We start from the raw sequence: 14,314 nt of genomic DNA, 5'->3' as shown, positions 1-14,314 counted from the left end.
TGGGGTGAGGGGAAGATGAGGGAGCTGGGGAAGCTGGGGAAGATGAGGGAGATGGGAGACAAAATTTCTATAGCCCATTACCCTATTCCCTATTGCCTATTCCCTATTGCCTATTGCCTATTCCCTATTGCCTATTCCCTATTGCCTATTCCCTATTGCCTATTCCCTGTTCCCTGTTCCCTGTTCCCTAACAAATGACAAATTAGGTTTGAGTGACACGATGACCGATATCTTTACGATAGTACAGTCCCTCAAACTCAATACAGTCTATCGCCCGATAGGTGGCTGCGATCGCACTCTCTAATGTTTCCCCGGTTGCTGTCACCGCTAACACGCGCCCGCCATCAGTTAGCATCTGTTCCTGCTTAAACTGAGTTCCGGCACAAAACACCGTAGCCCCCCGTTCCTGGGCTTGTTCAATCCCACTAATAGCATGACCCTTCTGATACGCCTCTGGATACCCTTGCGCCGCCGCCACTACACAAGCCGCCGCCCCAGGATGCCAGCTAATTGGGGGCAATTCTGCCAATTTTCGCCCGGTACAAGCCAAAAGTAACTCGTGCAGAGGCGTTTCCAACAACGGTAAAATGGCTTGAGTTTCTGGGTCACCGAAGCGACAATTAAACTCTAGAACCGTGGGATCACCTTGAGGCGTAATCATTAATCCCGCGTAGAGAACCCCGCGATAGTCAATTCCTCGTTCTTGCAACGCCTTAACTGTGGGTTGGAGAATATCTTGTTCAATCCGTGCCATCAAGCTAGGATTCACCAGGGGAGAGGGAGCAAACGCGCCCATCCCTCCCGTATTTGGACCCGTATCTCCTTCACCAATCCGCTTATGATCTTGAGCGGGTAATAAGGGACGAATCGTGATGCCATCGGTTAGTGCCAAGACAGACACTTCTTGACCCGCGACACAGTCTTCGATGACTACAGCCTTAAACTTATTCTTAAACAAGAACTCAACCGCCGCCACAGCTTCCTCAATGGTTTGAGCTACCGTGACCCCTTTTCCGGCTGCCAAACCATCTGCCTTGACGACAATGGGGGCATCTTGCTGTTTCAGGTATGCGATCGCCTCATCCTTATCGGCAAACATAGCAAACCCAGGAGTGGGAACGCCAGCCGACTGCATCAATGTTTTTGCCCAAGCCTTACTCGATTCAATTTGGGCACCTGCTTGAGTGGGACCAAACACGACCAAGTTTTGACGACGTAGGTAGTCCGTAATCCCCAATGCTAGAGGGAGTTCCGGACCCACAACCACTAACGAAATATTATGAACTAAAGCAAACCGAGCAATTCCGGCAAAATCATCCACTCGTAAGGACAGATTCTGACACTGTGGATTTGTCGCTGTACCCCCATTGCCAGGAACACAGATTACTTGTTTAATGCGTTGAGATTGCAACAGTTTCCAGGCGAGGGCGTGTTCGCGTCCCCCATTGCCAACCACCAAAATCTTCACGTTAGCCTCGCGCTCCCGAAGAAATGAACGTTAAAGTAGACACTGCCATAAAGCAGGAGGTACATCGGCTTGCGCTGTACCTATTGAGTGTGTGAGTTGAGCAAATGTTCTCCATTATGCCATGGGATGTCCCCTGATGAAGTGCGGAGGGGCTCCAGGTGCAGGGGAGTGGAGATGGGGAAGATGGGGAAGATGGGGAAAATGGGGAAGATGGGGAAGATGGGGGAGATGGGGAAGATGGGGGAGATGGGGAAGATGGGGGAGATGGGGAAATTGTGTAGGGGCGGGTTTCACTACTATCTTTTTGGTTACACCCAGATGTAACTAAACCCGCCCCGACTTTACAAATGACAAATGACAAATGACGAATGACGAATGACGAATGACGAATGACGAATGACAAATGACAAATGACGAATAACTTATCCTTTTTGCTGTTGATAGCGCTGTTTAAATTCTTGCTGTCGCTTTTTGTGATCCACGATGGGTTCAGGATAGCCACAACTCGAACATTCATCTGAGGGAATTTTTCCCGTCACCAAGTCTTTAGTATCCAGTGAACTCAACTCCGGTAACCATTGACGAATATACTCCCCATCCGGGTCATATTTTTGTGCCTGACTCGCGGGATTAAAAATTCGCAATGGTTTCGGGTCCATACCACTGGATGCACTCCATTGCCAGCCGCCATTATTAGCGGCTAAGTCACCGTCATATAATTTTTGCATAAAATAGTTTTCGCCCCACTGCCAGTTAATAATTAAGTCTTTGGTTAAGAAACTGGCAACGATCATTCGACAACGGTTATGCATCCATCCCGTTTCATTTAATTGGCGCATGGCAGCATCTACAATCGGATAACCTGTTCTACCTTCACACCAAGCTTGAAACAGGGTTTGATTATTGTCCCAAGGGAAATTTTCAAAGGTATCACGATAGGGTCCCTGGGCTAATTCAGGAAAGAAATAAAGGGCGTGTTGATAGAATTCTCGCCAAGCTAATTCCTGTTGCCAGGTTTGGATACTATCACGAGTTTCATCGCTACGGCTACGTTCTATCGCTGTTTGCGTGGCTTGCCAAACCGTGCGAATTCCGATCGCACCAAATTTGAGGGCGGCGCTGAGTCGGGATGTACCATCAATGGCGGGAAGATTGCGTTGGTGTTGGTAGTCGTCAATGGCGCGATCGCAAAATTCCTCTAGTCTCTCTTTCGCGGCTTTCTCTCCCGGTTCCAGCACCAGGGGATTGTCCCAGGTAAACCCTAACTCTTTCGCCGTAGGTAACTCAATTGTGCCTACTTTCTTTACCACATCCTGTTCCGTTTCAGTCAATCCTTCAGCATTTTTTAAGGATTCAGCGGGGGCGGCTTTGGCATGATCTTTCCAGTTTTTCCAGAACGGAGTATAAACTTTGTAAGGATTGCCGGAATTAGTACGAATTTCTCCAGGGGCGTGTAAGAGTTGATCCCAGAACTGTTCAACCGCAATCCCTTTTTCTTCTAGGGCATCTTGTATCGTGCGATCGCGCGTTTTGGCATAGGGTTCAACATCCCGATTCCAGACTACCGCTTTGGCGTTGAGGGCGTCAGCTAGGGCAGGTATTCCTTGACTGGCGTTTTGATGCAGGATTAATAATTGACTTCCGGCTTCAGCGTAGCGTTGTTGTAACTCCTGTAAGCAGCCAATCATGTACGTAATTCGTGCTGGGGCGATATCATCCCGTTCTAGGATATCTGGGTCAAGACAAAAGACTCCTATCACCTTCTGGCTTTTTTGACAAGCCGCAGCCAGACCAATATTATCAGAAATTCGTAAATCACGGCGATGCCAGAAGAGAATCAGATCAGTCATGAATGATGAGTTTTGAATGGGTAGGGGCGGGTTTAGCCTTTCTGGTTTCGCTGTCGATTATAACGTTTATTCAAAACCCGCCCTCCGGGTTAATCAATCAAGCAAGTGCATTAAAATGGGCTAAAACTATTATCTAGTCAGCTTTAGCTGACTTTAGCTGACTTTAGCTTTTAGTCTTGGGTTTCAACCTAAGGCGTTTTAATGCTTGTGGGTCAGTGTTAGGATAAAGCAAACGACTTACAGGTAGTGTAGTTTCAGATGATTCAAATCCTACCAAAATCACTAACATTTGACGAGTTTGTTGCTGAATACGGAGATCATCCTCGCTATGAACTAATTGATGGAGAATTAGTTGACATGGAACCAACAGGTTCGCATGAACAGGTAACGGGCTTTATTAACATGCAGTTGAACCTAGCCATCGTTCATCTTAAGCAACCCTACTTTATCCCGATGCGATGTCTGATTAAACCCTTAGGTCAATCTTCAGCCTTTAAACTGGATGTGATTGTACTAGATAGACTTGCCCTACGCGATGAACCATTATGGCAACGTGAACCGATTATTACACTGGGAACTTCAGTCAAATTAGTGGTTGAGGTGGTGAGTACAAATTGGCAAAATGATTATGCCCGCAAAGTGGATGATTATCAAGCCTTGGGGATTCAGGAATATTGGATTGTTGATTATCTGGGCTTAGGCGGAACGTTTTTTATTGGTTCTCCTAAACAACCGACGATTACTATCTGCGATTTAAAAGGAGAAACTTACGAGATGAGACAGTTTCGAGGGGGAGATTGTTTGGTGTCACCAACGTTTCCTGACTTGGAGTTAGACGCTGACCAAATTTTCAAGGCTAGTGTGTTAGATTAGCCGTAATCCATGAATTTCGCTAGTCGTCATTTATTTATATCAATGCTAGGAAACCCAACAAAATAGGGCTAAAGCCCTGACTACGAACCCAATCATCAAGCACCAAATTAAGATAATATCTTTTCCGTTCAGGTTGTAGAGACGTTGCATGCAACGTCTCTACAATGTTTGCCACACAACCCTATTTTTCAACATAACCATTAGCAGTAGGACACAGATTGGATAGGGCGCACGTCTGTGTACCCCTACGATTTCCGGGATATGTTCAAAAACAATTAATCCACTATTGCTGCAAAAACGGACGCGCTAGGTAAAAGCTACAAATCGATTTAGCATCAACCGCATCTCCCCCATGAATCGCTTTTTCTAATTGTTCGGGTGTCATCAACACCGTTTCTAAATCTTCATCCGCATCCAATCCTGGCGGCGTTTCCAGTTTCTCTAAATCTTGCGCCAGAAATGCGTAAATATATTCATCAGAATAGCCTGGTGCCAAGGCAAAATTGCCCAAAGATTGCCAACGGTGCGCCCGATATCCGATTTCTTCTTGGATTTCCCGTTGGATTGTGGTTTCGGGATCTTCTAAAGGTTCCACCGTACCCGCCGGAAACTCTAATAACCGCCGTTGTACGGTAAACCGATATTGACGCACGAGTACCAGTTTCCCCTCTGGGGTAACCGGAACCGCTAGCGCCCCACCGGGGTGACGCACGCATTCCCAGTCGCCTTTGGCTTGGTTGGGAAGACGCAGGTGATTAACTTCAAAGTTAAATTTGCGTCCCTGATAAACAAAGCGTTGTCTGAGTAGTTGAGGGGGTTCTTTACCTTGAGGCATGTCTAACTATACGGGGTGAACTCCAGAACAGTCTACCCTTTGTACGAGTTTTGCGATCGCACATCCGGATTTTGGTTCGATCCAGTCGGGGGCAATTTCGGCTAAAGGAACCAGGACAAAGGCTCGTTCAGTCATCCGGGGGTGGGGGATTTGTAGGGTAGGAGTGTCTATTATTAAATTATCGAATAATAAGATATCTAAGTCTAGGGTTCTCGGTCCCCATCGTTCCCGCCGTTCTCGCCCAAACTGTTTTTCGATGCTGAGAAGGGTTTGTAATAAATCGTGGGGGATTAGCTGTACCTCTAGAATCACACAACCATTGAGATAATTTGGCTGCGGCGGACCAATCGGGGCGGTTCGATACCAGCTAGATTGAGACGTGACCGTGATACCGGGAGTTTTCGCTAACATGACTATAGCCGCCTCTAGGATGGCACGGGAATCACCCAAATTGCTGCCTAGTGCGATCGCCGATGGTTGAGAGTGTGACACGATACGCCCCTGCTGTTAAGTTTATAGATTACCAGAGAATCGACAAGATTTTTTGCCGCGATCGGATAAATTCATGCACGAAGAACAAATCCTCGGTCTTTGGTTAGCGGGTCCTAAGGGAACCGTTTACTCCCTAGCGATGAGTCCCGATGGCAAGACTTTAATCAGTGGTGGCGGTGATACAATTGTGCGCGTCTGGGATTTAAGCAATGGAGAGGAACTCTCCTGTTTTAGAGGTCATTCTGACTGGGTGCATGGGGTAGCCATTAGTCCAGATGGTCAAACCTTGGTGAGTGGGAGTTTTGATCGCACATTGAAAGTGTGGAACCTGAAAAATGGGGAGGAATTATACACCCTAGAAGGTCATTCGGATCGAATATATTGTGTAACCATTAGTCCTGACGGACAACGAATTTATAGCGGTAGCCAGGATACTACGATTAAAGTTTGGGATATTAACAACGGTACTGAACTGCACACGCTAACTGAACCATCAGACTGGGTATATTCCCTCTCAGTTCAGATGGTAAACGATTAGTTTGTGGTTGTGCTGATGGTACGATCTGGATTGGTGATCGGAAAATACTCACCGGTCATGTCGGTAGCGTTACCTCCGTGGCGATTAGTCCCAATGGGAAAACATTGGTGAGTAGCAGTATTGACAAAACGATTAAACTCTGGGATTTGCGAACAGGAGAGGAAATTCGCACATTAACGGGTCATGCGGGAACTGTTACTTCAGTGGTAATTAGCCGAGATGGACGCCGAATTATTAGTGGAAGTAACGATAAAACCGTAAAAATTTGGGATTTACAGACAGGTGAAACCCTGCACACGATTAGTGATCATGTAGAAGCCGTTTTAGCGGTAGCAATTAGTCCAGATGGACGGACAATTGCCAGTGGTAGCCAGAATGATGTGATTAAAATTTGGGGAATGAGATAGTTTTATATTTTTGTGTCGGGGCGGGTTTCCTATTATCGTTTCTGACATCACTCAGATACGACTAAACCCGCCCGTTTTTAGGTGTGGGTTTAGCCATTCAAACTAGCTTCTCACTGATAAACGTTCAACAACACTCGTCCTCATTCATAAATCAGTGTTCTGAAACAGAGGGTTGAGTAAAGGGCGACCCGATAAAATTGAGTGGACACCGTTGTTGATTTGTGCAAGCGGGTCGCCCCTACACGAGAAATAAAGGTGACATCCTCCCTAGTCAATCCGAATCTTATATTATCTAATCATCAGGGTAGAAGGGTAAAAAGGTAAGTTTTTTTACCAATAACTACAGGTATGATAGATGAACGACACCGCAGGACATAATATCAAAACAATAAGTCCCTTGACAAATGACCAAGGACGAATGACGAATGACGAATGGCGAATGACAATTACTCTTGAGTAATCACCCGCACTAAAGTAGCAGTATCAAATGCATCGGAGGGATAATAAACCGTCTCATAATCATTGATCGCGATTATCGCTTTTTTCGGTTGAGTATCCTCTCCACCCAATTGCTGCTTAGCGACCTCGGGATTATTGAAACAAAACCAAACTTGGCGATCATCGCCTTGAAATCGGGGTAACTGTCACCGGACTACTGTAGATGAAGGGTAGGGACAAGACGATAAGAACTGTTCCTAGGTGAGTAAGTTTGTGATCGTGTTCATGGCAATCGGTATGGGGGCTTTAATCTATCCTATCTGGAAGTGTCAGGAGTGCGATCGCGAAGCGTGTCCAATAGGACGTATCGCCAACCACTCCCTCAGTTTCCTGGATAGTCAGCGTCATTGGCTACTCAGCCGGATTCATATAAAAATCTACTGGATTGACACAGCTAAAATGGTGGAATAGATTCTAGGTTGGGTTGACGACAGGAAACCCAACAAGATATAGGGCTAAAGTTCCCTACTACAAGCCGAATCTAATCTATCAAATAAGGTGTGCCACGCTAGTACGATAGCCAAGCCAAGCCTCGACAAACAGGATTTTGACAGCATTTATCTGTCAATTCCTGAATCGATGACGCTACACTATCGACATGACCCATATTCGCTGAATCGATGAGCCTGTGTATTAACCCCAAGTGTCAGAATCCAGATAATCCCGATCATCGGCTTTATTGCCAAAGTTGTCAGTCTGAATTGCTATTGGAGGGACGTTATCGGGTTATAAGTCTCTTGGGCGAAGGCGGTTTTGCTAAGACCTATGAAGTTAGCGATCGAACCACTATCCCCAAAGTTATCAAAGTTTTGAGTAAAAATGAACCTAAACGTGTAGAACAATTCCAGCGAGAAGCCCAAGTCTTAACTCGACTGCATCATCCCGGAGTTCCCAAAGCAGAGGAATCCTTCACTTTTTACCCTAAAGACAGTCAAGAACCCGTGTATTGTCTGGTAATGGAGAAAATTGAGGGAGAGAATCTGGAAAAGTGGCTAGAAAATCGGGGGAATCGCTCCATTAGTGAAAAGTTAGCGGTTGATTGGCTAACTCAGGACATGAAGGTTCTGTTTTATCTATGGCAATCAGCCCTGATGGAAAAACCCTGTTTAGCGGCAGTGAGGATAAAACAGTCAAAGTTTGGAACTTAACTACTCAGCAAGAAATTAATACCCTAACTAAGTATTTAGACGCTGTAACATCCTTGGTGATTAGTCCCGATGGTAAAACCTTGATCAGCGGTAGTCACGATGGTACAATCAAGATATGGAGTGTCCAGTAAGGATTGTTTATTTAGATAGAGTTATTGTATCTAATGTGGAGGCATAGTTTGGTTTAGTTATACATCGTTCTAGTAGGACGTATCGCGCCTAATTCTATCATGAACTTTCAGTCACGTTACTAACAAATTCTGCCAGGGTTTGTGCCGTCAAAGCTACCGTCACTAAATCCTCTAATTGATTGACTTCCAGTACCTGTAAACGTGGCTCAACATCTGGCGGAACCTGTTCAAAGCGAGTTGAGAGGATACGCAATAGCTGTCGTAATGTCCCTTGTTGAAATCCTTGTTGTTGAGCCGCTTCTTCGGGTAGGGGGACAAGATTACCCTCTTGATCATAAAATCGTAACCAAACCGCCGTCTCTCGGTCTAGGGTTCCTTGCCAAGTTCCCAACCATAACCCCAATGTCTGACACCACAGCCAACCCTGCTGATTGGGGACTAACGGTTGATACTGTTGAGACGCATCCAAATGCCATCCCTGTAAGGAATTGGGGTCAAAGGGATTAAAAACAAAGTAATCCGGTGTTCTAAAAATACGCTCATAAATATCTTTCTTCGTCCCCGTATCCATAGACGCCGTAGAAGGAGACATTAATTCGACTATTACATCAGGATAACGCCCCCCTTCTTCCCACACAACCCAACCTTGCCGTTCAGTCGTCCCGTCAACATTTAATACGGCAAAGAAATCGGGTCCTCTAAAATCTCGGTTCCGTGCCTGTTCACTGCTGTAATAGATAAACATATTACCGCTGGTGAAGAAATCATTGCGGTCAAGATAAGCTTGCTGCAATGACCGAATCAGAACATTTATAGCAATACGGTGGCGATTACTTTCCAACGGTTCCCCATCATCAAAGATTAAGTCAGTTGGCGGCATGGATGGTTCCCAGCCTACCATAGTTTGGGATGTTGTCTCTTGGGTAGCCAAGTCGGACATGATCAGCGTCTCTCTCCACTAAGGTGCTTTTTTCCGCATACCTAAACGTATCTTAACAAAAGCGCGATCGCTAACACTCCCTTTACTGATTGTCTTTATTAATTGGTTATAGTCATTGAGAACGAAAAAATTAATTGGGTTCGTAGTAAGAGCTTTTATTCCTAGATTTTGTGAGGTAACAGGCGTCAACACAACCGACAACCTATTCTTCCATCCTCGTATGTAGGGGCGCAAGGCTTGCGCCCCGTCCCGTGTCACGCCAATATATTTATATCCATTGTCATGATTCCCACCCAGATTTATTGTGATAAAATTTACTAATTATGGTTCAAATCATTCAAGCTCAAACACTGAACATCATCGACCTTGAACAAAAATTCGGTTTAACCCAAGCCGATGATGACCAATTTTTTCAGAGTGTTACGAGAATCTCCCGGACATTTATGACTTAGAAAAACAAGTTTTAGACCGGGTAAAGTCCAACTACTTAAGTTTGATCAAACATCGGGAAATCTCCGAAAACATGGTCAAATTAGTCGTTCTGTGTCCTTTGCTGACTTGGACAGACTTTTATCACCTCCCATTTGATGTCGTTGATGAGCAATCGATTGAGGTAACAGTTCAAGACCAAGAGGAAGTTGTACGCGGTCGCCTGGATATTATGGTCTTAAAAGACCATTTGTGGTTACTGGTGATCGAGTCAAAAAATGCTGGCTTATCACTTCTAAATGGTATACCCCAAGCCCTAGCTTATATGGTGGCAAACCCTCGTCCTGATCAACCGATTTTGGGGTTAGTGACGAATGGGAGTGAATTGATATTTGTTAAACTCGTTCAACAAAACACACCCAAGTATGCCTTATCTGAACCATTCAGCCTATTGAAACGAGAAAATGAACTCTATAACGTGCTGAGTATCCTCAAAAAATTCAGTCAACTGATGACTGATTAATAATAAATTTAAATGCACTATTCCTTAACATGACCAATGACGATCTAAGTAGGTTGATGGAAATAAACTCAACCCTATTAAGCTCTGTAAACAGTTCTCAAACCCTTACAAATGAAAAATCATGAATGACGAATGACAAATAACGAATGACAAATGACAAATGACAAATGACAAATGACGAATGACAAATGACGATCACCGCCATTAACTTTAACTGTCCCTACCGACTTACTCACTATGTCTCATCGTCCCATTTACCTTGACAACCACGCCACCACCCCCATGGATGAACGGGTGCTAGAGGCGATGCTACCTTATTTTAGAGAACATTTCGGCAACCCTTCCAGTATCAGCCACGCTTATGGTTGGGAAGCAGAAGCAGCGGTCAAACAAGCACGACAAACTCTCGCTGAAGCTATCCACGCCACACCAAAGGAAATCGTCTTTACCAGTGGTGCAACAGAAGCGAATAATCTAGCAATTAAAGGGGTTGCTGAAGCCTATTTCAGTAAAGGGCGTCATATCATTACCGTCCAGACTGAACATCCAGCCGTGCTTGATCCCTGTACCTATTTACAAGACTTAGGATTTGAGGTCACATTTTTGCCTGTTCAAGGGGATGGACTCGTCAACCTAACCCAGCTTGAAAAAGCGATTCGTTCCGATACGATTTTAGTCTCGGTGATGGCTGCCAATAACGAAATTGGCGTATTACAACCCCTAGCTAAAATTGGAGAACTTTGTCACCAGCATCAGGTACTCTTCCATACCGACGCTGCCCAAGGGATTGGTAAAATTCCCTTGGATGTCCAGGATATGAATATTGACCTCATGTCCTTCACTGCCCATAAGCTGTATGGTCCTAAGGGGATTGGGTCACTGTATGTTCGCCGCCGTAACCCGAAAGTGAAGTTAGCGTCACAAATTCAGGGAGGGGGACAGGAACGGGGACTCCGTTCGGGTACACTCTACACACCGCAAATCGTAGGCTTTGCCAAAGCGGTGGAACTCGGATTAGCCGAACAAGCCTCTGAATCTCAACGCCTCCGCCAGTTACGGGAACACCTCTGGACTACCCTGTCTTCATTAGGGGGAATTCACCTGAATGGTCATCCTGAGCAGCGATTGTCAGGAAATCTTAATATTTCGGTTGAAGGAGTAGATGGTTCTGCCCTGCTGTTGGGATTACAGCCTGTTGTTGCCGTGTCATCGGGTTCAGCTTGTTCATCAAGCCACGTAGCCCCATCCCATGTCCTCTTGGCACTGGGACATTCAAAACCTTTAGCTCATGCCTCAGTCCGATTTGGCATTGGGCGCTTTAATACCAGAGAGGAAATTGCTCAGGTTGCCCAACACGCGATCGCGACAATTGAGTCCTTGCGTCAAGCTCAAACCCCTAAAACGTCGATTCTGTAACCCGCGATAACCCCCTCACAGCTAAACTGATAGTCTTACCCGTTAACAATCAACAATCAAAGCAGTATAATGTAAAATTGAGGAAACAGTTGCGTACCTACAGTGACACTAGGTTCGACCTGTAGAAACTATCTCATAGATACTGTCCGCAACTGATTCACACTTCCAGACTTTTGACTTGCACGTTACCAAACTCCAATGCTGACCCTTGGGCGAAGGGATATGACATTGGCTACCTGTAGCATTGGAGAAAAAGTAGATCCATGAGAGTGTCAGTAGTCTTCAGTCACTCCCCGATCACGATTTACGTTTTCTAAGTAAAGCTAAAGTTTTTGCTTTTCAGAATCATAAAGGGTAGCCAAAGTAAGAGTGACCGATCAATTTTAGGTATGCGATTTAAGATTTTTGGTGGAAAAGGTAACTCAGACAAGCATTCAAGCATTATTCAAGCTTGGCTCGTTTGCCTGTTCTCTAAACTAATCAGCTATCTAAAATTTCAACAAAGACCAAGCTTCAGTACTTGAGCGTACTGCCAAATTTTGAGGAAATTGAATGGCAAAGCAAATTATTATTGCAGAGCAATATCGTCTGGCTGCTGTCTTTTCAGAAGATCAAATCCAAGAACTTGTCGTTGCCACGGGCAGCCACCAAGTAGGTGATATTTATCTCGGCATTGTCGAAAACGTTTTACCAGGCATTGATGCCGCATTCGTCAATATCGGTGATGCCGAACGCAATGGATTTATTCATGTCACCGACTTAGGTCCGCTGCGACTTAAACGTCGCTCCGGAGCGATTACAGAACTGCTCACCCCGCAGCAAAAAGTCTTAGTCCAAGTGATGAAGGAGCCGACGGGCAATAAAGGTCCTCGGCTGACCGGAAATATCAGCTTACCGGGTCGTTATCTGGTGCTGATGCCTTATGGACGAGGGGTTAATTTATCCCGACGGATTAAGAACGAAAACGAACGTAATCGCCTCAGAGCCTTGGCTGTGCTGATTAAACCCGCTGGGATGGGATTATTGGTTCGCACAGAAGCCGAGGGCAGAGCGGAAGAAGCGATAATGGAGGATTTAGAGGCGCTGCAACGCCAGTGGGAAGCCATCCAGCAGGAGGCAACTTCGACCAGAGCGCCAGCTCTACTGAATCGCGATGATGATTTTATCCAACGAGTCCTCCGCGATATGTACACAGCGGATGTGAATCGGATTGTGGTTGATTCCAATACTGGGGTCAAACGGGTAAAACAGCAGTTAGTAAGCTGGAGTGGCGGTCGATCACCGGAAGGAGTTTTAATTGACCATCACCGCGATCGCCTCTCAATTCTCGATTATTTCCGAATTAATGCGGCGATTCGAGAAGCCTTAAAGCCACGAGTCGATCTGCCATCGGGAGGCTATATTATTATCCAACCGACGGAAGCGCTAACCGTTATTGATGTAAACTCCGGTTCCTTTACCCGTTCCGCCACGGCGCGAGAAACCGTCCTCTGGACTAACTGTGAAGCCGCGACGGAAATCGCCCGCCAATTGCGCCTACGTAATATTGCTGGCGTAATCATCGTGGACTTTATCGATATGGACTCGCGGCGTGACCAATTACAAGTTCTGGAACATTTCAACAAAGCGTTGAAAATGGACAAAGCCAGACCCCAAATCGCCCAATTGTCAGAACTGGGGTTAGTCGAACTCACCCGCAAGCGCCAAGGTCAAAATATTTACGAATTATTTGGTCGCACTTGTCCAAGCTGTGGTGGATTGGGACATCTGGTACATCTTCCCGGTGAGTCAGAACCTCAAGTGCAGCAAGAGCCAGAGCCTATTTCTCGCGTTGAAATCCCAGAAACCCCTGATCTTCCAGAACCCCTGGATATCCCTGGCTTTAATGAACCGGATGAACTTGAACTCAATCATCCGAGTTATCAAGAACGGGGAATCCCCAATGGCACTAATCGCCGCCGTCGCCGTCGCCGCCTAGAGGATGTAATCTCCAAGGATGAACCTGTAGCCAAGAGCAATGTTCGCCCAATTACCCTGTCCCAACGTTCCTCTGATGTGAGTGAAGACGTAGAGGGAATGAGGCGCGATACGACATCTGTTGAACGTCCCATCGTGTCAGACTCCAGTGAACGAGTGGGCAAACCCCAGCTCATTCGGTCGGTGGTAGAAATGGAACCGCCGGAAGTTATTCAGGTTGAGATGACGCCGGAAGAACAGGATGTTTATGCCTTGATGGGTATTTCACCATTAGTGCGGTTAGATAAGGAGATTAGAAATCCCCGATCAGTTATGGTTTCGGTGGTGCTTCCTGGAGAAGCTGAATCGGATTCTTCTGACAATGACACCACTGACAATGACACCACTGACGATTCATGGGAGGATAGGTCTCACCCATCAGAGGAGTCAGACTCAGAAGAGAGTTCAGACAAGGTACTGGTTACTTCTTCTGGAGAAGCCGCTGATGTTGATTTAGAATCATCGGCTGATTCAACCTCAACCAGCGAATCGGAAACAAAACCGCCTTTGATTCGCCGTCGTCGCCGCCGTTCTTCAGCAATGGAGAATGAGTAAGAGATAAAGGGGTTTCAAAAGCGGATTTGGTATCACTCCCCAAGTTAGGCTTCACCGTTCCGAAAAACCTATACAGAACTATGCATATCTATGCATATCTCTACATAGTCGGAACGTGCAGACCAAGACTCACCGCAGTCTACGTTAGACGGGTCATGACACCTTGATGTGAACGCCAGCATCATGCTCTATCGG

General features: G+C 45.9%; 16 protein-coding genes. 10 read left to right on the top strand and 6 right to left on the bottom strand.

Annotated features, from left to right (window positions below; translation table 11 throughout):
• Positions 1-202: 202 nt before the first annotated feature.
• Complete coding sequence (gene purD, locus RIG66_RS04225; protein ID WP_446375516.1) at positions 203-1,468, bottom strand: phosphoribosylamine--glycine ligase; 1,266 nt, start codon at positions 1,466-1,468, stop codon at positions 203-205.
• A gap of 158 nt (positions 1,469-1,626) precedes the next feature.
• On the opposite strand from purD, the gene RIG66_RS04220 reads away from it, so the two are divergent.
• Positions 1,627-1,749, top strand: coding sequence for a hypothetical protein (locus RIG66_RS04220; protein WP_446375514.1), 123 nt, complete (start codon positions 1,627-1,629; stop codon positions 1,747-1,749).
• A 141-nt stretch (positions 1,750-1,890) separates the two neighbouring features.
• On the opposite strand, the gene RIG66_RS04215 is transcribed toward RIG66_RS04220, so the two are convergent.
• Complete coding sequence (locus RIG66_RS04215) at positions 1,891-3,318, bottom strand: FAD-binding domain-containing protein (RefSeq protein WP_446375512.1); 1,428 nt, start codon at positions 3,316-3,318, stop codon at positions 1,891-1,893.
• Positions 3,319-3,576: 258 nt separating this feature from the next.
• Here RIG66_RS04215 and RIG66_RS04210 point away from each other — a divergent pair, with 258 nt between their 5' ends.
• Positions 3,577-4,191, top strand: a complete 615-nt coding sequence (locus RIG66_RS04210) for a Uma2 family endonuclease (RefSeq protein WP_446375510.1) — start codon at positions 3,577-3,579, stop codon at positions 4,189-4,191.
• A gap of 283 nt (positions 4,192-4,474) precedes the next feature.
• On the opposite strand, the gene RIG66_RS04205 is transcribed toward RIG66_RS04210, so the two are convergent.
• Entirely contained in the window at positions 4,475-5,026 is a 552-nt protein-coding gene (locus RIG66_RS04205) for an NUDIX hydrolase (protein ID WP_446343701.1), read from the bottom strand.
• A 6-nt stretch (positions 5,027-5,032) separates the two neighbouring features.
• Positions 5,033-5,518 (bottom strand): 2-amino-4-hydroxy-6-hydroxymethyldihydropteridine diphosphokinase, encoded by a 486-nt coding sequence (gene folK, locus RIG66_RS04200; protein WP_446375508.1) that lies wholly within the window; start codon positions 5,516-5,518, stop codon positions 5,033-5,035.
• Between the two features lie 73 nt (positions 5,519-5,591).
• Here folK and RIG66_RS04195 point away from each other — a divergent pair, with 73 nt between their 5' ends.
• Both RIG66_RS04195 and RIG66_RS04190 read left to right on the top strand, forming a co-directional pair.
• Positions 5,592-6,056, top strand: a complete 465-nt coding sequence (locus RIG66_RS04195; RefSeq protein ID WP_446375506.1) for a WD40 repeat domain-containing protein — start codon at positions 5,592-5,594, stop codon at positions 6,054-6,056.
• Between the two features lie 107 nt (positions 6,057-6,163).
• Positions 6,164-6,463 (top strand): WD40 repeat domain-containing protein, encoded by a 300-nt coding sequence (locus tag RIG66_RS04190; RefSeq protein ID WP_446375541.1) that lies wholly within the window; start codon positions 6,164-6,166, stop codon positions 6,461-6,463.
• A 446-nt stretch (positions 6,464-6,909) separates the two neighbouring features.
• On the opposite strand, the gene RIG66_RS04185 is transcribed toward RIG66_RS04190, so the two are convergent.
• The gene (locus RIG66_RS04185; protein WP_446375504.1) at positions 6,910-7,032 is read right to left on the bottom strand and encodes a hypothetical protein; all 123 of its coding nucleotides are present in this window, start codon (positions 7,030-7,032) and stop codon (positions 6,910-6,912) included.
• Between the two features lie 130 nt (positions 7,033-7,162).
• Between RIG66_RS04185 and RIG66_RS04180 the strand changes: the two genes are divergently transcribed.
• From RIG66_RS04180 to RIG66_RS04170, 3 genes are all read left to right on the top strand, one after another.
• Positions 7,163-7,372 (top strand): hypothetical protein, encoded by a 210-nt coding sequence (locus RIG66_RS04180; RefSeq protein WP_446375502.1) that lies wholly within the window; start codon positions 7,163-7,165, stop codon positions 7,370-7,372.
• A gap of 209 nt (positions 7,373-7,581) precedes the next feature.
• Complete coding sequence (locus tag RIG66_RS04175) at positions 7,582-8,109, top strand: protein kinase domain-containing protein (protein WP_446375500.1); 528 nt, start codon at positions 7,582-7,584, stop codon at positions 8,107-8,109.
• The gene (locus RIG66_RS04170; RefSeq protein ID WP_446375498.1) at positions 8,037-8,240 is read left to right on the top strand and encodes a WD40 repeat domain-containing protein; all 204 of its coding nucleotides are present in this window, start codon (positions 8,037-8,039) and stop codon (positions 8,238-8,240) included. The genes RIG66_RS04175 and RIG66_RS04170 overlap by 73 nt, the downstream gene beginning before the upstream one ends.
• Positions 8,241-8,337: 97 nt before the next feature.
• Here the strand turns inward: RIG66_RS04170 and RIG66_RS04165 are convergent, their stop codons facing one another.
• Positions 8,338-9,180: a Uma2 family endonuclease gene (locus RIG66_RS04165; RefSeq protein ID WP_446375496.1), complete on the bottom strand. Its 843-nt coding sequence runs from the start codon at positions 9,178-9,180 to the stop codon at positions 8,338-8,340.
• Between the two features lie 493 nt (positions 9,181-9,673).
• Here RIG66_RS04165 and RIG66_RS04160 point away from each other — a divergent pair, with 493 nt between their 5' ends.
• From RIG66_RS04160 to RIG66_RS04150, 3 genes are all read left to right on the top strand, one after another.
• Positions 9,674-10,132, top strand: coding sequence for a type I restriction endonuclease (locus tag RIG66_RS04160; protein ID WP_446375494.1), 459 nt, complete (start codon positions 9,674-9,676; stop codon positions 10,130-10,132).
• 237 nt (positions 10,133-10,369) lie between these two features.
• The gene (locus tag RIG66_RS04155) at positions 10,370-11,548 is read left to right on the top strand and encodes a cysteine desulfurase family protein (protein ID WP_446375492.1); all 1,179 of its coding nucleotides are present in this window, start codon (positions 10,370-10,372) and stop codon (positions 11,546-11,548) included.
• A 552-nt stretch (positions 11,549-12,100) separates the two neighbouring features.
• Entirely contained in the window at positions 12,101-14,119 is a 2,019-nt protein-coding gene (locus tag RIG66_RS04150; protein WP_446375490.1) for an Rne/Rng family ribonuclease, read from the top strand.
• Positions 14,120-14,314: the final 195 nt, after the last annotated feature.

The sequence above is a fragment of the Coleofasciculus sp. E2-BRE-01 genome, from assembly GCF_040221695.1.
Lineage (GTDB): Bacteria > Cyanobacteriota > Cyanobacteriia > Cyanobacteriales > Coleofasciculaceae > Coleofasciculus.
Note: the sequence above shows the minus strand (reverse complement) of the source record. Positions and strands in the feature narration are given on the sequence as shown.